Source organism: Variovorax paradoxus (genome assembly GCF_030815975.1).
Classification (GTDB): domain Bacteria; phylum Pseudomonadota; class Gammaproteobacteria; order Burkholderiales; family Burkholderiaceae_C; genus Variovorax; species Variovorax paradoxus_N.
The window spans coordinates 3,082,692-3,102,043 of record NZ_JAUSXL010000002.1; the positions used below are offsets into that span (position 1 = coordinate 3,082,692).

At 65.9% G+C, this 19,352-nt stretch carries 16 protein-coding genes; 12 read left to right on the forward strand and 4 right to left on the reverse strand.

Features of this window, described 5'->3' with window-relative positions:
- Nucleotides 1–2: 2 nt before the first annotated feature.
- From QFZ47_RS18200 to ugpB, 4 genes are all read right to left on the reverse strand, one after another.
- A complete protein-coding gene (locus QFZ47_RS18200) occupies nt 3–1,010 on the reverse strand; it encodes a sn-glycerol-3-phosphate import ATP-binding protein UgpC (RefSeq protein ID WP_307656951.1) in 1,008 nt (335 codons plus the stop codon).
- A 3-nt stretch (nt 1,011–1,013) separates the two neighbouring features.
- The gene (gene ugpE, locus QFZ47_RS18205) at nt 1,014–1,865 is read right to left on the reverse strand and encodes a sn-glycerol-3-phosphate ABC transporter permease UgpE (RefSeq protein ID WP_307656952.1); all 852 of its coding nucleotides are present in this window, start codon (nt 1,863–1,865) and stop codon (nt 1,014–1,016) included.
- Between the two features lie 33 nt (nt 1,866–1,898).
- On the reverse strand, nt 1,899–2,780 hold the full coding sequence (gene ugpA / locus QFZ47_RS18210) for a sn-glycerol-3-phosphate ABC transporter permease UgpA (RefSeq protein ID WP_307656953.1): 882 nt from the start codon (nt 2,778–2,780) through the stop codon (nt 1,899–1,901).
- Nucleotides 2,781–2,879: 99 nt separating this feature from the next.
- Nucleotides 2,880–4,190, reverse strand: coding sequence for a sn-glycerol-3-phosphate ABC transporter substrate-binding protein UgpB (ugpB, locus tag QFZ47_RS18215; protein ID WP_307656954.1), 1,311 nt, complete (start codon nt 4,188–4,190; stop codon nt 2,880–2,882).
- Between the two features lie 227 nt (nt 4,191–4,417).
- Between ugpB and serA the strand changes: the two genes are divergently transcribed.
- From serA to aspS, 12 genes are all read left to right on the forward strand, one after another.
- On the forward strand, nt 4,418–5,650 hold the full coding sequence (gene serA / locus QFZ47_RS18220) for a phosphoglycerate dehydrogenase (protein WP_307656955.1): 1,233 nt from the start codon (nt 4,418–4,420) through the stop codon (nt 5,648–5,650).
- A 376-nt stretch (nt 5,651–6,026) separates the two neighbouring features.
- Nucleotides 6,027–9,917: a DUF3683 domain-containing protein gene (locus QFZ47_RS18225; protein WP_307656956.1), complete on the forward strand. Its 3,891-nt coding sequence runs from the start codon at nt 6,027–6,029 to the stop codon at nt 9,915–9,917.
- A complete protein-coding gene (locus QFZ47_RS18230) occupies nt 9,914–10,351 on the forward strand; it encodes an HIT family protein (protein WP_307656957.1) in 438 nt (145 codons plus the stop codon). The genes QFZ47_RS18225 and QFZ47_RS18230 overlap by 4 nt, the downstream gene beginning before the upstream one ends.
- Complete coding sequence (locus QFZ47_RS18235) at nt 10,351–10,764, forward strand: gamma-butyrobetaine hydroxylase family protein (protein WP_021008808.1); 414 nt, start codon at nt 10,351–10,353, stop codon at nt 10,762–10,764. Before QFZ47_RS18230 ends, QFZ47_RS18235 begins: the two co-directional genes overlap by 1 nt.
- Nucleotides 10,765–10,919: 155 nt before the next feature.
- Nucleotides 10,920–11,651 carry a bifunctional demethylmenaquinone methyltransferase/2-methoxy-6-polyprenyl-1,4-benzoquinol methylase UbiE gene (gene ubiE, locus QFZ47_RS18240; protein ID WP_307656958.1) on the forward strand — a complete coding sequence of 244 codons (732 nt, stop codon included), beginning with the start codon at nt 10,920–10,922 and terminating at the stop codon, nt 11,649–11,651.
- Nucleotides 11,652–11,685: 34 nt separating this feature from the next.
- Nucleotides 11,686–12,714 (forward strand): Tim44 domain-containing protein, encoded by a 1,029-nt coding sequence (locus QFZ47_RS18245; protein ID WP_307656959.1) that lies wholly within the window; start codon nt 11,686–11,688, stop codon nt 12,712–12,714.
- A gap of 49 nt (nt 12,715–12,763) precedes the next feature.
- A complete protein-coding gene (locus QFZ47_RS18250; protein WP_307656960.1) occupies nt 12,764–13,336 on the forward strand; it encodes a ubiquinone biosynthesis accessory factor UbiJ in 573 nt (190 codons plus the stop codon).
- On the forward strand, nt 13,333–14,898 hold the full coding sequence (ubiB, locus tag QFZ47_RS18255; protein ID WP_307656961.1) for a ubiquinone biosynthesis regulatory protein kinase UbiB: 1,566 nt from the start codon (nt 13,333–13,335) through the stop codon (nt 14,896–14,898). The genes QFZ47_RS18250 and ubiB overlap by 4 nt, the downstream gene beginning before the upstream one ends.
- Before the next feature lie 12 nt (nt 14,899–14,910).
- A complete protein-coding gene (locus QFZ47_RS18260; protein ID WP_307656962.1) occupies nt 14,911–16,350 on the forward strand; it encodes a high affinity choline transporter 1 in 1,440 nt (479 codons plus the stop codon).
- Nucleotides 16,351–16,536: 186 nt separating this feature from the next.
- Nucleotides 16,537–16,881: an FmdB family zinc ribbon protein gene (locus QFZ47_RS18265; RefSeq protein WP_307656963.1), complete on the forward strand. Its 345-nt coding sequence runs from the start codon at nt 16,537–16,539 to the stop codon at nt 16,879–16,881.
- 11 nt (nt 16,882–16,892) lie between these two features.
- Nucleotides 16,893–17,513: a DUF502 domain-containing protein gene (locus QFZ47_RS18270; protein ID WP_307656964.1), complete on the forward strand. Its 621-nt coding sequence runs from the start codon at nt 16,893–16,895 to the stop codon at nt 17,511–17,513.
- A gap of 31 nt (nt 17,514–17,544) precedes the next feature.
- A complete protein-coding gene (gene aspS, locus QFZ47_RS18275; protein ID WP_307656965.1) occupies nt 17,545–19,350 on the forward strand; it encodes an aspartate--tRNA ligase in 1,806 nt (601 codons plus the stop codon).
- Nucleotides 19,351–19,352 lie beyond the last annotated feature (2 nt).

The window sequence follows — 19,352 nt, forward strand, 5'->3', positions numbered from 1 at the left end:
GCTCAGTCGGCCCGCTTGCCGGAGCCGGCGTCGAACCAGTGCAGCTTGTCTTCGCGCGCCGCGATCTTCACCGTGTCGCCCGCGACCGGCGGATGGTCGCTTTCGTCGGTGCGCATGATGATCTGCTCCTCGCCGATGCGGCCATACACCAGCCGCTCGGCGCCCAGCAGCTCGACCGACTCGACCTGCACCGACCAGCCGCTTTCGTCCAGCGTCAGGTGCTCCGGGCGGATGCCGAGGATCTGGCCCGGCCGCACGCCGGGCGCGTGCTGCAGCAGGTTCATCGGCGGCGAGCCGATGAAGCTCGCAACGAAGGTGGTGGCAGGCCGGTTGTAGACCTCTTCGGGCGTTGCGAACTGGTCCATCACGCCGCCGTTCATCACGATGATGCGCTGCGCCAGCGTCATGGCTTCGACCTGGTCGTGCGTGACGAACAGCGAGGTGATGCCGAGCTCGCGGTGCAGCTTCTGGATCTCGATGCGGGTCTGCGCGCGCAGCTTGGCGTCGAGGTTGGACAGCGGCTCGTCGAACAAAAACACCTGCGGCTGGCGCACGATGGCGCGGCCCATGGCCACGCGCTGGCGCTGGCCGCCCGAGAGCTCGCGCGGCTTGCGCTCGAGCAGGTGGCCCAGCTCGAGGATCTTGGCCGCCTTGTCGACGCGGGTCTTGATCTCGGGCACCGGCACCTTGGCGATCTTCAGGCCGTAGGCCATGTTCTTGAACACGCTCATGTGCGGATAGAGCGCGTAGTTCTGGAACACCATGGCGATGTCGCGCTCGGAGGGCTCGAGGTTGTTCACCACGCGCCCGCCAATGGAGATTTCGCCGGCCGAGATTTCCTCGAGGCCTGCCACCATGCGCAGCAGGGTGGACTTGCCGCAGCCCGAAGGCCCGACGATCACGATGAATTCATGGTCGGCGATCTCGGCGCTCACGCCGTGGATGACCTGGTTGGCTTTCGGCCCGTGGCCGTAGCGCTTGATGACATTGCGTAGGGAAAGTGCAGCCATTCTTTATTTCTCTGTATCCACAAGGCCCTTGACGAACCACTTTTGCATCAGCACCACCACCAGCGCGGGCGGCAGCATGGCGAGGATGGCGGTGGCCATCACCACGTTCCATTCGTTCTGGCTGTCGCCGCCGGCAATCATTCGCTTGATGCCGACCACCACCGGATACATGTCCTCGCCGGTGGTGGCGAGCAGCGGCCAGAGGTACTGGTTCCAGCCGTAGATGAACTGGATCACGAACAGCGCCGCAATCGATGTCTTCGACAGCGGCAGCAGCACGTCGAAGAAGAAGCGCATGGGGCTTGCGCCGTCCATGCGCGAGGCCTCGGTGAGCTCGTCGGGCACCGTCAGGAAGAACTGGCGGAACAGGAAGGTGGCCGTGGCCGACGCGATCAGCGGCACCGTGAGGCCCGCGTAGGTGTTCAGCATGTTCAGGTCGGACAGCACCTTGTAGGTGGGCAGGATGCGCACCTCCACCGGCAGCATCAGCGTCACGAAGATGGCCCAGAAGCAGATCTTCTTGAACGGGAACCGGAAGTAGACGATGGCAAAGGCCGACAGCAGCGAGATGGAGATCTTGCCGATGGAGATCACCAGCGCCGACACCAGGCTCACCCACATCATGTGGGCCACGGGCGCATTGGAACCGGCGCTGGTTTCGCGCCCGAAGAGCGCGCCCTTGTAGCTGTCCCACATGTTGGTGCCGGGCAGGAGCGGCATCGGCGCCTGCACGATCTCCTGTGCCGTGTGCGTGGACGCCACGAACGCCAGGTAGAGCGGAAAGGCGACGATGAACACGCCCAGGATCATCACCACATGGGCCAGGACGCCGTGGGTGCCGCGTTTCTCAACCATGGGACGCCCCCGCGAAATTCTTGTCTTGCTTCATCAGTATTGAACCTTCTTTTCCACGTAGCGGAACTGGATCACGGTGAGCGCCACCACGATCACCATCAGCACCACCGACTGCGCCGCCGAGCCGCCCAGGTCCATGGCCTTGAAGCCGTCGTAATACACCTTGTAGACCAGGATGGCCGTGTCCTTGCCCGGCCCGCCCTGCGTGGCCGCATCGACGATCGCGAAGGTGTCGAAGAAGGCATAGACCACGTTGATCACCAGCAGGAAGAAGGTGGTGGGCGAGAGCAGCGGAAACTGCACGGTCCAGAAGCGGCGCCACGGGCGCGCGCCGTCGATGGCCGCGGCCTCGATGAGCGACTTGGGAATCGACTGCAGGCCGGCCAGGAAGAACAGGAAGTTGTAGGAGATCTGCTTCCACACCGAGGCCATCACGATCAGCGTCATGGCGTGGCCGGAGTCCAGCAGGTGGTTCCAGTCGATGCCGATCTTGCCGAGCGCATAGGCCACCACGCCCAGCGAGGGCGAGAACATGAAGACCCAGAGCACGGCCGCCACGGCGGGCGCCACCGCGTAGGGCAGGATCAGCATGGTCTTGTAGAAGGTGCCGCCGCGCGTGATGCGGTCGGCAAACACCGCGAGCGCCAGCGACAGCGTGATGCCGATGCCCGCCACCAGCACCGAGAACAGGGCGGTGGTCTTGAACGACTCCACATAGCTCGGGTCGCTGAATATCTGGCGGAAGTTGTCGAGCCCGACAAACTCCACCGACGTGCCGAAGGCGTCCTGCTGCTGCAGCGACTGCAGCAGAGCCTGCCCCGCCGGCCAGAAGAAAAACACGAGGATCACCGCCATTTGCGGCGTCAGCAGCAGCCAGGGCAGCCAGCCCGAGCGAAAGAAAACGCGTTTTTCCATGAACCCTCTGCATAAAAAATCCCGCCCGGCCCGCTCTTCTGCACGAGCGAACGGGGGGCGGGCGATATTAGCCGGACCGGCGGGTCCGGCCGTCAATCGTTAGCTTTTGTTAGCCTTTTGGAAGCGTTCCAGCTGTTCGTTGCCGCGCTGCACGATCGAATCGAGCGCTTCCTTGGCGGTCTTCTTGCCGCTCCAGACCTGTTCGAGTTCTTCGTCCTCGATGGCGCGGATCTGCACGTAGTTGCCCAGGCGGATGCCGCGGCTCTTGTCGGTGACCTTGCGCACCATCTGCGTCACGGCCACGTCGGTGCCGGGGTTCTGCTTGTAGAAGCCCGAATCCTCGGTGAGCTTGTAGGACGCCATGGTCACGGGCAGATAGCCCGTGCGCTTGTGGCTGGCCGACTGCACTTCAGGCGTCGAGATGAAGCTGAAGAACTTGGCCACGCCCTTGTACTCGGCCGGCTTCTTGCCCGACATGACCCAGAGGCTGGCGCCGCCGATCACGGTGTTCTGCGGTGCGCCGGGCACGTCCGGGTAGTAGGGCAGGGGAGAGACCGCGTAGGCGAACTTGGCGTTCTTGGCGACGTTGCCGTAGAAGCCGGACGAGGTGTTGATCATCGCGCACTCGCCCGAAACGAACGAGGCTTCCGGCACATTGCCGCGGCCCTTGTAGATGAACAGGCCCTGCTTGGCCATGTTGGCCAGGTTCTCGATGTGGCGCACGTGCAGCGGCGAATTGATCTTCATGCGCGCATCGAGCCCGGCCAGGCCGTTGCTCTTGGTCGCGAATTCGACGTTGTGCCAGGCCGAGAAGCTCTCGAGCTGCGTCCAGCCCTGCCAGGCGGTGGTGAACGGACACTTGTGGCCGCTCGCCTTGAGCTTTGCCGCGGCGGCTGCCACCTCGGGCCAGGTCGAGGGCAGCTTGTCGGTGTCGATGCCCGCGGCCTTGAAGGCGTCCTTGTTGACATAGAACACCGTCGTCGAGCTGTTCAGCGGGAAGCTCAGCATCTGGCCGTTGGGCGCGGTGTAGTAGCCGGCCACGGCGGGAATGTAGGCGGCAGGGTCGAACTTCTCGCCCGCGTCCTTCATGACCTGGCCCACCGGCACGATGGCGCCCTTGCTGGCCATCATGGTGGCGGTGCCCACTTCGAACACCTGCAGGATGTGCGGTGCGTTGCCGGAGCGGTAAGCCGCGATGGAGGCCGTCATCGATTCGTCGTACGTGCCCTTGTAGGTCGGCACGACCTTGTATTCCTTCTGGCTCTCGTTGAACTGCTTGGCCAGGTCGTTGACCCACTCGTTATTGACAGCGGTCATGGAATGCCACCACTGGATCTCGGTCTGAGCCTGTGCCACATTGAACAGCGTGGCGGCCAGCGCCGATGCCAGCGCGAGCGTCTTGAATCGCATGAAGACTCCTGATGGGAAAATGAAAGCGCGGATGCTAGGCCATGTGGATGACACGGCCGCGTCACATTGGCGCACGGACTGTTGCCAAGTTCCAATCGGGAAAACCCCTTTGGCGCAGGGCTTCCCACAGGGTGTGCGCCTTCATGCTGCGGCGCAGCATGCTAGCATCGACCTCCCCCTTTTTCGGCCTAGCCCGTCGCCGTGGCCGGGGCCTCAGCGAGTACGCCATGAGCAGCAAAACCTCCCTCGAAAAAAGCAGGATCAAGTTCCTTTTGCTCGAAGGCATCCATCCTTCGGCCGTGGAGGTGCTGCGCGGTGCGGGCTACACCAACATCGAGTCGCTGCCGGGGGCGCTCCCCGACGCCGAACTCAAGGCCAGGATCGCCGACGTCCACTTCCTGGGCATCCGCTCGCGCACGCAATTGACGGCCGAGGTCTTCGCGGCCGCCCAGAAGCTGGTGGCCGCGGGGTGCTTCTGCATCGGCACCAACCAGGTCGACCTGGAGTCCGCGCGCGAACACGGCGTGGCGGTGTTCAACGCGCCGTATTCCAACACCCGTTCGGTGGCCGAGCTGGTGCTGGCCGAGGCCATCCTGCTGTTGCGCGGCGTGCCTGAAAAAAGCGCCGTCGCGCACCGCGGCGGCTGGCTCAAGTCGGCCGAGAACGCATTCGAGATCCGCGGCAAGACGCTGGGCATCGTGGGCTACGGCTCCATCGGCGCGCAGCTGTCGGTGCTGGCCGAGGCGCTGGGCATGAAGGTGGCTTTCTACGACGTGGTGACCAAGCTGCCGCTGGGCAATGCGCACCAGGTGCGCGAGTTGCACCAGCTGCTGGCCCAGAGCGACATCGTGACCCTGCACGTGCCCGAGACACAGGCCACGCAGTGGATGATCGGCGCGGCCGAAATCGCCGCCATGAAGCCGGGCGCGATCCTGATCAACGCCTCGCGCGGCACGGTGGTCGCCATCGAGCCGCTGGCCGAGGCGCTGAAGCAGAAGAAGCTGCTGGGCGCCGCCATCGACGTGTTCCCGGTCGAGCCGCGCACCAACAAGGACGAATTCCAGTCGCCGCTGCGCGGGCTCGACAACGTCATCCTCACGCCCCACATCGGCGGCTCGACGATGGAGGCGCAGGCCAACATCGGGCTCGAAGTGGCGGAAAAGCTGGTCAAGTACAGCGACAACGGAACCTCGACCTCGTCGGTCAATTTTCCCGAGGTGGCGCTACCAGCCCACCCCGGCAAGCACCGGCTGCTGCACATCCACCGCAACGTGCCCGGCGTGCTGTCGGAGATCAACAAGATCTTCTCGGACAACAACATCAACATCTCCTCGCAGTTCCTGCAGACCAACGAGAAGATCGGCTACGTGGTGACGGACATCGATGCGGCGTACTCCGACCTGGCGCTGGAGAAACTGGCCAAGGTCAACGGGACGATCCGCAGCCGCGTGCTGTTCTGAACCGACCGTCTCGGTTTTGCTCCCTCTCCCTCCGGGAGAGGGCTGGGGTGAGGGCCGACGGCATCCACGCCACGACAGGCGCCCGGCAGGCGGTGCGGCGCAGTCGGCCCCTCTGTGCCGCCGAGGAGCGCAGACTCGGGCGGATCAGGGCCCGCGATTGTCTGAGCGAAGCGAGTTCGAGCGGGACCCCGTCCGAGTCGAGCACCGCAGGGGAGCCCGAAGGGCCGGCACAGTGGGGCCGACTGCGCCGCACCGCCTGCCGGGCGCCTCTCAATAGGGGAACGCCACCCGCCCAAGGCAAGACCCCGAGCCCTGCCCTAAAATCCCCACCCCCGGCTATATGGGCGCGCAGCGCCTGGCCGAGGTGCCACCCCCGATGAATGCTCCGACCGCGTTGACTACGCTGTTGTCGCAGGCCGCAGAGCCTGTACGACTGCGCGAGATCCCCTATAACTACACCAGCTTTTCCGATCGCGAGATCGTGATCCGCCTGTTGGGCGAGCGCGGCTGGGAACTGCTCCAGACCCTGCGGGCCGAACGCCGCACCGGCCGATCAGCCCGCATGCTCTACGAAGTGCTCGGCGACATCTGGGTGGTCCAGCGCAACCCCTACCTAGTCGACGACCTGCTCGACAACCCGCGCCGCCGCGGCCAGCTGGTCGACGCCCTCCGGCACCGCCTGGCCGAAGTCCAGAAACGCCGCACCCCCGACAGCGACCTGCCGCGCGACCAGCTCGTGGGCGAACTCACGGGGCTCGTCGGCGATGCGGTGGCAGCCTTCGACACCGCCTTTCGCGACGTGGCCGCCCTGCGCCGCAAGGCCACGCGCGTGCTGGGCCGCCTCACGGCCAAGGACAACATCAAGTTCGATGGCCTCTCGCGCGTCTCGCACGTCACCGACGCCACCGACTGGCGCGTCGAATATCCCTTCGTGGTGCTGTGCCCCGACACCGAGGCCGAGATGGCGCTGCTGGTCAAGGGCTGCATCGAGCTGGGGCTCACCATCATCCCGCGCGGCGGCGGCACCGGCTACACCGGCGGCGCCATTCCGCTCACGTGGAAGAGCGTGGTCATCAACACCGAGAAGCTCGAGGCCATGACCGAGGTCGAGCACATGGCGCTGCCCGGCCTCGACCAGCCCGTGCCCACCATCTGGACCGAAGCGGGTGTCGTCACCCAGCGCGTGGCCGACGCCGCCGAGCGCGCGGGCTTCGTGTTCGCGGTCGACCCCACCTCGGCCGAGGCCTCGTGCGTGGGCGGCAACGTCGCCATGAACGCGGGCGGCAAGAAGGCCGTTCTCTGGGGCACGGCGCTCGACAACCTGGCTTCGTGGCGCATGGTCACGCCGCAGGCCGAATGGCTCGAAGTCACGCGCATCGGCCACAACCTTGGCAAGATCCACGACGCCGAAAGCGCCGTGTTCGAGCTGCAGTACTACGCCGCCGACGGCAAGACCAAACTGCGCACCGAGCGCCTGGAGATCCCCGGCCGCACTTTCCGCAAGGAAGGCCTCGGCAAGGACGTGACCGACAAGTTCCTCTCGGGCCTGCCCGGCATCCAGAAAGAGGGCTGCGACGGCCTCATCACCAGCTGCCGCTGGGTGGTGCACCGCATGCCGGCGCACACGCGCACCGTGTGCCTCGAGTTCTTCGGCAACGCCAAGGACGCGGTGCCCAGCATCGTCGAGATCAAGGACTTCATGTTCGCCGAGCAGAAGCGCTCGGGTGTGCTGCTCGCGGGCCTCGAGCACCTGGACGACCGCTACCTGAAGGCCGTGGGCTACGCCACCAAATCGAAGAAGCACGGCGGCCTGCCGAAGATGGTGCTGTTCGGCGACATCGCGGGCGACGATGCCGATGCGGTGGCGCGCGTCACCTCGGAAGTGGTGCGCATCGCCAACTCGCGCAGCGGCGAAGGCTTCATCGCCATCAGCCCCGAGGCGCGCAAGAAATTCTGGCTCGACCGCAAGCGCACCGCCGCCATCAGCAAACACACCAACGCCTTCAAGATCAACGAAGACGTGGTGATTCCGCTGCCGCGCATGGCCGAGTACACCGACGGCATCGAGCGCATCAACATCGAACTGTCTCTGCAGAACAAGCTGGCGTTCGCCGATGCGCTGGAAGCGTTCTTCGCGCGCGGCAACCTGCCGCTCGGCAAGTCCGACGACGCCAACGACATCCCGTCGGCCGAGCTGCTCGAAGACCGTGTGGCGCAGGCCGTGGCGCTGGTGCAGGGCGTGCGTGCGCTCTGGGCCGAATGGCTGCGCGATGTCGACCCGCTGTTCCCGCAGCTGCAGGACCACACCCTGCGCGCGAGCTGGAAGACCCAGCTGCGCCAGCCGCTGCAGGAAATCTTTTCGGGCGGCGAATTCGCACCGATCCTGGCCGAGTGCACGGCCATCCACCAGCAGGTGCTCAAGGGCCGCGTGTGGGTTGCGCTGCACATGCACGCGGGCGACGGCAACGTGCACACCAACATCCCCGTCAACAGCGACAACTACGACATGCTGCAGACCGCGCATGCCGCGGTGGTGCGCATCATGGCGCTGGCGCGCAGCCTCGACGGCGTGATCTCGGGCGAGCACGGCATCGGCATCACCAAGCTCGAATTCCTGAGCGACGAAGAGCTCAAGCCCTTCATGGACTACAAGCAGCGCGTCGACCCCGAAGGCCGCTTCAACAAGGGCAAGCTGCTGCGCGCGCCCGCTGGCGCAACCGCGCTGCCGCATGCCGACCTGACCAACGCCTACACGCCGAGCTTCGGCCTCATGGGGCACGAGTCGCTCATCATGCAGCAGAGCGACATCGGCGCCATTGCCGACAGCGTGAAGGACTGCCTGCGCTGCGGCAAGTGCAAGCCGGTGTGCGCCACCCACGTGCCCCGCGCCAACCTGCTGTACAGCCCGCGCAACAAGATCCTGGCAACCTCGCTGCTGGTCGAGGCCTTCCTCTACGAAGAACAGACCCGGCGCGGCATCAGCATCAAGCACTGGGAAGAGTTCGAGGACGTGGCCGACCACTGCACGGTGTGCCACAAGTGCCTCACGCCGTGCCCGGTGAAGATCGACTTCGGCGACGTGTCGATGAACATGCGCAACCTGCTGCGCAAGATGGGGCAGAAGAGCTTCCGCCCCGGCAACGCGGCCGCGATGTTCTTCCTCAACGCGACCAACCCGCAGACCATCAAGGCGGTGCGCGCGGGCATGGTGGGCATCGGCTTCAAGGCCCAGCGCCTGGCCAACGACCTGCTGCGCGGGCTTGCCAGGAAGCAGACCGCCGCGCCGCCCGCCACCCTCGGCCCGGCGCCGGTCAAGGAGCAGGTGATCCACTTCATCAACAAGAAGATGCCGGGCAACCTGCCGAAGAAGACCGCGCGCGCGCTGCTCGACATCGAGGATGCCGACTACGTGCCGATCATCCGCGACCCGAAGACGACCACGTCGGAAACCGAGGCGGTGTTCTACTTTCCGGGCTGCGGATCGGAGCGGCTGTTCTCGCAAGTCGGCTTGGCCACGCAGGCCATGCTCTGGCATGCGGGCGTGCAGACGGTGCTGCCGCCCGGTTATCTCTGCTGCGGCTATCCGCAGCGCGGCAGCGGCCAGTTCGACAAGGCCGAGAAGATGATCACCGACAACCGCGTGCTGTTCCACCGCGTGGCCAACACGCTCAACTACCTCGACATCAAGACCGTGGTGGTGAGCTGCGGCACCTGCTACGACCAGCTGCAGGGCTACCAGTTCGACAAGATCTTTCCGGGCTGCCGCATCATCGACATCCACGAGTACCTGCTCGAAAAGGGCATCACGCTGGCGAACCTGGAAAATGGGGCAGGCGGCGGCGGCTACCTCTACCACGACCCCTGCCACAGCCCGATGAAGCTGCAGGACCCGATGAAGACCGTGAAGGCGCTGGTCGGCGACAACGTGCTCAAGAACGACCGCTGCTGCGGCGAATCGGGCACGCTGGGCGTGTCGCGGCCCGACATCTCGACGCAGATCCGCTTCCGCAAGGAAGAAGAGCTCAAGAAGGGCGAGGCTGCGCTGCGCGAGAGCGGCCAGGTCGGCGCCAAGGACAACGTGAAGATCCTCACCAGCTGCCCGAGCTGCCTGCAGGGCCTCTCGCGCTACGGCAACGACCTGAACAACGGCCTGCTCGAAGCCGACTACATCGTGGTCGAGATGGCCAACAAGATCCTCGGCAAGGACTGGATGCCGGAATACGTGGCCGCCGCCAATCATGGCGGGATCGAGCGGGTATTGGTATGAAGGTGCAAGGCTGTCCGTTCTGCGAAGGCCCCGGCGGCCGCGTCGTGTTCGAGGGCGCGAAGCTTCGCGTCATCCATGCGGAAGAGGCCGGCTTCCCGGCCTTCTACCGCGTGATCTGGCGCGAGCATGCGGCGGAATTTTCAGACCTGGACGCGGCCGACCGCGTGCTGTGCATGGAGGCCGTGACGGTGGTCGAGCAGTGCCTGCGCGAGCATCTGGCGCCGGCCAAGATCAACCTCGCGGCGCTCGGCAACATGGTGCCGCACCTGCATTGGCACGTGATCGCGCGCTTTGCCGACGACACGCATTTTCCGGGTTCCGTCTGGGCGCCGGTGCAGCGCGAAACGGATGCGGTCCGTGATGCCGCGGTGGCCGCCCGCCTGCCCGCGCTCGAGAGTGCGATGATGGCCCGCTTGGGCACAAGGAGCTTCTGATGGCAGGTTTGCAAGCCGGCGCACCGACGCCGCAATCGATCACCGTGCACGGCCAGTCGCGCGTGCTCGAGGTCGGATTCTCGGATGGCGCGACCTTCCGCATTCCGTTCGAGCTGATGCGCATCTATTCGCCGTCGGCCGAGGTGCAGGGCCACGGCCCGGGGCAGGAAGTGCTGCAGACCGGCAAGCGCGAGGTCGAACTGGTCGACCTGAAGCCGGTGGGCAACTACGCCGTGCAGCCGGTCTTCAGCGACGGCCACGACACCGGCATCTTCTCGTGGAACCTGCTGTACGAACTCGGCGCCAACCAGGCCGGGCTCTGGGCCGAGTACGAGCGCCGGCTTGCCGCCGCGGGCGTCGACCGCGATGCGCCGATGATCGACAAGGGCGGCTCCGCCTGCAGCAGCCACTGACCCGCCCGACCCCATTCGCTGCTGAAAAAAATAGCCGCGCACGCAGGCGCGGCGCGCCTTGCCGCGGCTCGCTATTTGAAGAAAAAGCAACAAAGCCCGCCGTCTCCGCAGGGTCGCCTTCTTGAGGTGTGTGCTTCCGGCCTAATATCAGGCGCATGAGCACCACCCACTTCGGCTTCGAAAAAGTCGACGAAAGCGAGAAAGCGCAACGTGTCCGCGGCGTCTTCGATTCCGTCGCCACGCGTTACGACCTCATGAACGACCTGATGTCGATGGGGCTGCACCGCGCCTGGAAGGCCTACACCGTGATGGTGGCCAACGTGGGCGAGGGCTCGCGCGTGCTCGACATCGCGGGCGGCACCGGCGACCTCGCGCTGGCTTTCTCGAAGAAGGTGGGCGCCAGCGGCCAGGTGGTGCACACCGACATCAACGAAGCCATGCTGCGCACCGGCCGCGACCGCCTGCTCGATGCCGGCGTGGCGCTGCCCACGCTGGTGTGCGACGCCGAGAAGCTGCCGTTCCCTTCCGAGCACTTCGATGTCGTGACCGTCGCCTTCGGCCTGCGCAACATGACGCACAAGGACGCCGCGCTGAAGGAAATGAACCGCGTGCTCAAGCCGCGCGGCAAGCTGCTGGTGCTCGAATTCTCGAAGGTCGCCAAGCCGCTGGCCAAGGTCTACGACTGGTATTCGTTCAACGTTCTGCCGCGCCTGGGCAAGCTGGTGGCGGGCGACGACGCGAGCTACCGCTACCTGGCCGAATCCATCCGCATGCATCCCGCGCAGGACGAACTCAAGACCCTCATGAAAGAGGGCGGTTTCGGGCATGTGGACTATCACAACATGACGGGTGGCGTGGTTGCCCTTCATGTTGGAATCAAATGTTGATGACGCGAATTCTTCGCGCAAAAGAGGAGACGACATGAAAAGTTTGAGTTCTTTGTTCCTGGCTTGCTTGCTGGCCCTGGTCAGCGTTCAGGCCGATGCAGCCCGCATCGGCGGCGGCAAGTCGGTCGGCCGCCAGTCGTCCAACGTGACACAGCGCGAATCCGCATCGCCCACCGCACCCACGCAACAAAGCGCCACCAACGCAGCGCCCAAGCCCGCAACGCCGGCACCCGCCGCCGCGGCGCCGAAGCGCCCGTGGGGCGCCATGCTCGGTGGCCTTGCCGCCGGCCTGGGCCTGGCCTGGCTCGCCCATTCGCTGGGCCTTGGCGCCGGCTTCGCGAACATCCTGTTGATCGGCCTGCTTGTGATGGCCGGCCTGTTTGCCTGGCGCATGTTCAAGGCGCGCTCGGCCGCATCGTCGGGCGCCGCACGCCCGGGCGGTTTCGCCTTCGAAGGTGCCGGCAACCCGGCAAATGCCAGCGCCCCCGCGCAGTACAGCCCCGCCAACGTCGGCAACGACGCTTCGGCACGGCCCTGGGAGCGCAACGCAAGCGCCTTCGACGCCACCACGCCCGCGCCCACCGACGACCGGCATGGCAGCAGCCTTTCCGCGGCAGGCGCGGCGGCCGGCGGCAGCATGATCGGCTCCGCGCTCTCTGGCGCGCAGACCTGGGGCATCCCGGCCGGATTCGACGTGGACGGCTTCCTCGGCGCCGCCAAGCGCAACTTCGTGACCCTGCAGGACGCATGGGACCGCGCCGACGTCAGCATGCTGCGTTCCATGATGACCGACAGCATGGTCGAGGAAATCCGCAGCCAGCTGGCCGACCGCGCAAGCCACACCGGCGGCGCCTCGAACAAGACCGAAGTCGTGATGCTCGACGCCAAGCTGCTGGGCATCGAGGAACTGGCCGACGCCTACCTGGCGAGCGTGGAGTTCTCCGGCATGATCCGCGAAGATGCTTCCGCCGGCCCGGGCCCGTTCCGCGAAGTCTGGAACATGACCAAGCCCACCAGCGGCACCAGCGGCTGGCTGGTGGCGGGCGTGCAGGCACTGCAGTAAACGCATTCCGGGCGGCCGGGAGGCCGCCTGCAGAACCGATAATGGGGACATGGCTACACCATCGTCCCCATTTTCTTTTCTCGACGATCTGTTCAATCGCATCGGCGAGCGTCTGCAGCCGCCCGCCTGGGCGGTGCACGAGATCCAGCATCGTGCGGTGCTGTTCCTGAATCATGTGCTGCAGCAGGAGCCCGAGGCCCAGCAGCGGCTGCTCAGGCAGCAGGGGCGGGTGGTGCGCTTTCAGTGGCGCTTCGTGACGATGGAACTGGTGGCCACGCCGGCCGGCCTGCTCGATCTCGCGCCCGCTGGCTCGGTGCCCGAGCTCACGCTCACCGTCACGGACGCATCCCCCTTCGAGCTGGCGCGCGCCACGCTGCGCGGCGGCAAGCCTTCGGTGCAGATCATCGGCGACGTGCAGCTCGCGGCCGAGGTCAACTGGCTGGTCGACCATGTGCGTTGGGACGTCGAGGACGATCTCGCCCGCCTGATCGGCGATGTGCCGGCGCACACCGTTTCCAATGGCGCGCGCCGGGTCGTGGAGGCACTGCGCCAGTTCGTCGGCGGCCGCAAGCCCGAGCAGGCCGGCGGCACGGCGGCTGGCTCGGCGAGCACGGCCGAATGAGGCGCTTCTACCGCGGACTAGTCATCGTCTGGGTCGCGCTGCGCTACGGCCTGGACGAGCTCGTGCTCACGAGCTTCCAGAAACCCTGGCTGCGCGTGGTGGCGCGCGTCGTTTCCATCGGCCGCAACCTCGACGCACCGCGCGGCCAGCGCCTGCGCGAGGCGCTCGAACGCCTGGGCCCGATCTTCGTCAAGTTCGGCCAGGTGCTGTCGACCCGGCGCGACCTGTTGCCGCCCGACATTGCCGACGAGCTCGCCTTCCTGCAGGACCGCGTGCCGCCGTTCCCCTCGGCGGTGGCCATTGCGACCATCGAGCGCGCCTTCCGCCGCCCGGTGGGCGACGTGTTCGTGCAGTTCGACGAGACGCCGATCGCCAGCGCGTCGATCGCCCAGGTCCACTTTGCAACCATCCGAACCGACGAGCGCGATGTGCGCGAGGTCGCGGTGAAGGTGCTGCGCCCCAGCATGCGCGGCGTGATCGAGAAAGACCTGGCGCTCATGGCCATGATGGCCGGCTGGGTCGAGAAGCTCTCGCCCGACGGCAAGCGCCTGAAGCCGCGCGAGGTGGTCGGCGAGTTCGACAAGTACCTGCACGACGAGCTCGACCTGGTGCGCGAGGCGGCCAACGCCGCCCAGCTGCGCCGCAACATGGCCTCGCTCGACCTGGTGCTGATTCCCGAGATGTTCTGGGACTTCTGCCACCCCGAGGTGATCGTGATGGAGCGCATGAACGGCGTGCCCATTGCCCAGCTCGACCGCCTGCGCGCGGCCGGCGTCGACATTCCCAAGCTGGCGCGCGACGGCGTCACGATCTTCTTCACCCAGGTGTTCCGCGACGGCTTCTTCCATGCCGACATGCACCCGGGCAACATCCAGGTGAGCCTCGCGCCGGAGACCTTCGGGCGCTACATCTCGCTCGACTTCGGGATCATCGGCACGCTGACCGAGTCCGACAAGGAGTACCTGGCGCAGAACTTCGTGGCCTTCTTCCGGCGCGACTACAAGCGCGTGGCCGAGCTGCACCTGGAGAGCGGCTGGGTGCCCGAAGGCACGCGCATCGACGAGCTGGAGGGCGCCATCCGCACCGTCTGCGAGCCGTACTTCGACCGGCCGCTGAGGGAAATCTCGCTCGGCATGGTGCTGATGCGGCTGTTCCAGACCTCGCGCCGCTTCCATGTCGAGATCCAGCCGCAGCTGGTGCTGCTGCAGAAGACGCTGCTCAACATCGAGGGGCTGGGCCGCCAGCTCGATCCGGAACTCGACCTCTGGCACACCGCCAAGCCCTTCCTCGAGAAGTGGATGGTCGACCAGATCGGGCCGAAGAAGCTGTTCCAGCAGCTCAAGGCCGAAGCCCCGCGCTACGCAAAATTGTTGCCCCAATTGCCGCGCCTGCTGCACGATTTCCTTGAAAATCGGCCCGCCGACCACCGCCGCGAGTTGCTGGAACTGCTGGCCGCGCAAAAGCGCACCAACAGGCTGTTGCAGACCATCATCTACGGTGGCATAGGATTTGTATTGGGGTTGCTCGCCATGCAATTGCTGGTGCGCGTGAAATTGTTCTAGAGGAGTCTCCCCGTGCTGCTGACGCTGGTTGTCGTTTATCTGCTGGTCACCATCGCGATCGGCCTCTACGCCGCCAAGCGGGTGAAAAACACCACCGACTTCGCCATTGCCGGGCGGCACCTGCCGCTCTACATGATCGTGACGACCACCTTCGCGACCTGGTTCGGGTCCGAAACGGTGCTTGGCATTCCGGCCAAGTTCATCGAAGGCGGCCTGCACGGCGTGATCGAAGACCCGTTCGGCGCCGGCACCTGCCTGATCCTGGTGGGCCTGTTCTTCGCGGGCAAGCTCTATCGCATGACGCTCCTGACCATCAGCGACTACTACCGCGAGCGCTACGGCCGCGGCGTCGAGGTGGCCTGCTCGCTCATCATCATGCTGAGCTACCTGGGCTGGGTGTCGGCGCAGGTCACGGCGCTGGGGCTGGTGTTCAATGTGCTCTCCGCCGGCACCATTTCCATCCCGGTGGGCATGGTGATCGGGGTGGTCTCGATCCTGGCCTACACGCTGTTCGGCGGCATGTGGTCGGTGGCCGTGACCGACTTCATCCAGATGATCATCCTGGTCTCGGGACTGGCCATCATCGCCGTGTTCGCCGGCAACATGGCCGGCGGTGCCGACAAGGTGGTGGCCTTCGCGCTCAGCAAGGAACTCTTCAAGTTCTGGCCCGAGCCCCGCTGGCACGACATGGTGTTCTTCTTTGCCGCGGCCATCACGATGATGCTGGGCTCCATTCCGCAGCAGGACGTGTTCCAGCGCGTCATGTCGGCCAACAGCGCCAAGGCCGCCACACGCGGCCCGGTGATCGGCGGGGTGGCGTACATCCTGTTCGCCTTCGTGCCCATGTTCCTGGTGGCGAGCGCGCTCCTCATCATGCCGGAGCAGACCTCCACGCTGCTGAAGGAAGATCCGCAGAAGGTGCTGCCGATGCTGGTGCTCGAGAAGATGCCCTTCGTGATGCAGGTGCTGTTCTTCGGTGCGCTGCTGTCGGCCATCAAGTCGACCGCGTCGGCCACCCTGCTGGCGCCGAGCGTCACTTTCACCGAGAACATCTGGCGCCAGTTCCGGCCCGCGGGCACCGACCGCCAGAACCTCATGACCATGCGCATCACCGTGCTGGTCTTCAGCGCGGCCGTGCTGGCCTATGCCATCCGCATGCAGGGCACGCCCATCTACGAACTGGTGTCTGGCGCCTACCAGGTGCCGCTGGTCGGCGCCTTCGTGCCGCTGGTGTGCGGGCTGTACTGGCGCCGCGCCACCACGCAGGGTGCCGTCGCCTCCATTTTGCTGGGCATCGGTGTCTGGCTGCTGTTCCTGGCCATGCCTTGGGGCAGCGAGTTTCCGGCCCAGCTGGCCGGCGTGCTCGCCTCTTTCGCGGGCATGGTCGCCGGATCGCTGGCGCCGCAGTGGGTGGCCAACACCCGCACGCCGCACCGGCTGCTGGCGGCCTAGAAACGCCCCCCGAAGCGCCTTCGGCGCCTCCCCCCACTGGGGGGCGTACCCGGCGGCCAGGCGGAGCCGGTTCCGCGGGTGCACTGGCCTGGCCATGCGGGCTCAGGCGCGCGGGGGGCCCTTATAATCGAAGGCTTTGCTAGCGGCCCGTGTTTCGTTCTTGCGCCGCTTTTCACCTCAATTCCAATGCCCATCTACGCCTACAAGTGCAGCGCCTGCGGCTTTGCCAAGGACGCCCTGCAGAAAATGTCCGATGCACCGCTCTCGGTGTGTCCGGCCTGCGGCGCGAGTGCATTCGAGAAGCAAGTCACCGCCGCCGGGTTCCAGCTCAAGGGTTCCGGCTGGTACGTGACCGATTTCCGCGAGGGCAGCGGCAAGAAGGCCGAGCCTGCCACGGCGGCCCCGGCAGCCAACGGCGACGCCGCCGCCGCGCCGTCCGCCAAGCCCGCGGACGCTTCCAGCGCCGCTGCGGCCCCCAGCCCCGCTCCGGCGCCAGCCCCAGCGCCTGTCCCTGCCGCCAAGAGCGCCTGAGAACACCTCCCATGCTCGCCCTGCGCAAATGGCTGTTCTCCGGCTTGCTGGTGATCGTTCCGCTGTTCATCACCCTGGCGGTGCTGAAATGGATCATCGACACGCTGGACCAGACGCTCTGGGTGCTGCCTTCGGTCTGGCAGAAATGGCTGTACGACAACAACGTGCGCGGGCTCGGCGTGCTGCTCACGCTGGCCATCCTGCTGGGCGTGGGCGCCATTGCAAGCAATTTCGTGGGCAAGCGCCTGCTCGGATGGGGCGACGCCGTGGTGCGGCGCATTCCGGTCGTGCGCTCGATCTACTCCAGCGTCAAGCAGGTGTCCGACACGCTGTTCTCCGAGAACGGCAACGCCTTCCGCACGGCCGTGCTGGTGCAGTGGCCGCGTGAAGGCGTCTGGACCATCGCCTTCGTGACCGGCATGCCCGGCGGCGACGTGGTCGAGCACCTGGGCGGCGGCGACTACCTCAGCGTCTACGTGCCGACCACGCCCAATCCCACGGGCGGCTATTTCGTGATGCTCAAGCGCAGCGACTGCATCGAACTCAAGATGAGCGTGGACGAAGCGCTCAAGTACATCGTCTCGATGGGGGTGGTCGTTCCCGGCGGCCCTTCGTCCATCGCGAACAAGTAAAACGCGCCTTCGCGGCGCCGGAATTCAAGATATGGCCATGCGTACTCACTATTGCGGTCTTGTGACCGATGCCCTGATGGGCCAAACCGTCACCCTGTGCGGCTGGGTCAACCGCCGCCGCGACCATGGCGGCGTGATCTTCGTCGACGTGCGCGACCGCGAAGGCTACGTGCAGGTGGTGTGCGACCCCGATCGCGCCTCCACCTTTGCCGTGGCCGAAAACCTGCGCAACGAGTTCTGCGTGCAGATCACCGGCCTGGTGCGCGCCCGCCCCGAAGGCACCACCAACGACCAGCTCAAGAGCGGCAAGATCGAAGTGCTGTGCCATGAGCTCAAGGTGCTCAACCCCTCGGTCACCCCGCCGTTCCTGCTGGACGACGACAACCTGTCGGAAACCACCCGCCTCACGCACCGCGTGCTCGACCTGCGCCGCCCGGCCATGCAGCGCAACATGATGCTGCGCTACAAGGTGACGATGGAAACGCGCAAGTTCCTCGACGCCAACGGCTTCATCGACATCGAGACCCCGATGCTCGGCAAGTCCACGCCCGAAGGCGCGCGCGACTACCTCGTGCCCAGCCGCGTGCACGACGGCAGCTTCTTCGCGCTGCCGCAGTCGCCCCAGCTCTTCAAGCAGCTCCTGATGGTGGCCGGCTACGACCGCTATTACCAGATCGTGAAGTGCTTCCGCGACGAAGACCTGCGCGCCGACCGCCAGCCCGAGTTCACGCAGATCGACATCGAAACCTCGTTCCTCCCCGAAGAAGAAATCCGCGAGATGTTCGAGGGCATGATCCGCACCGTGTTCCGCAACGCCGCGGGCATCGAGCTGCCGGTGTTCCCGACCATGACGTATGGCGACGCGATGTTCAAGTACGGCTCGGACAAGCCCGACCTGCGCGTGAAGCTCGAATTCACCGAGCTCACCGAGCTCATGAAGCGCGTCGAATTCAAGGTGTTCTCGAACGCCGCCACCATGCAGGGCGGCCGTGTGGTTGCGCTGCGCGTGCCGGGCGGTGGCGCCGAGGGCGGGCTCTCGCGCGGCGAGATCGACGCCTACCAGGAGTTCGTCAAGATCTACGGCGCCAAGGGCCTGGCCTACATCAAGGTCAACGACGCCGCGGCTGGCCGCGAGGGCCTGCAAAGCCCGATCGTCAAGAACCTCGACGATGCCTCGCTGGCCGAGATCATCGCCCGCACGGGCGCTCGCAACGGCGACATCCTGTTCTTCGGCGCCGACAAGGAAAAGGTCGTCAACGACGCGATCGGCGCGCTGCGCGTGAAGATCGGCCACAGCGCCTTCGGCAAGAAGGCGGGCCTGTTCGACGACCGCTGGGCGCCGCTGTGGGTGGTCGACTTCCCGATGTTCGAATTCGACGAGGAAGGCCAGCGCTGGAGCGCCGTGCACCATCCGTTCACCGCGCCCAAGGACGGCCATGAAGACCTCATGGACACCGCGCCCGAGAAGTGCATTGCCAAGGCCTACGACATGGTGCTCAACGGCATCGAAATGGGCGGCGGTTCGGTGCGTATCCACCGCGAGGAAGTGCAGAGCAAGGTGTTCCGCGCGCTCAAGATCAGTGCCGAGGACGCGCAGCTCAAGTTCGGCTTTTTGCTCGACGCGCTGCAGTACGGCGCACCGCCGCACGGCGGCATCGCCATCGGCCTGGACCGCCTGGTCATGCTGATGACCGGCGCCGAGTCGATCCGCGACGTGATCGCCTTCCCCAAGACCCAGCGCGCGCAAGACCTGCTCACGCAGGCGCCGAGCCCGGTCGACGAGAAGCAGCTGCGCGAACTGCACATCCGGCTGCGCAACACACAGCAACCCGCCTGAAC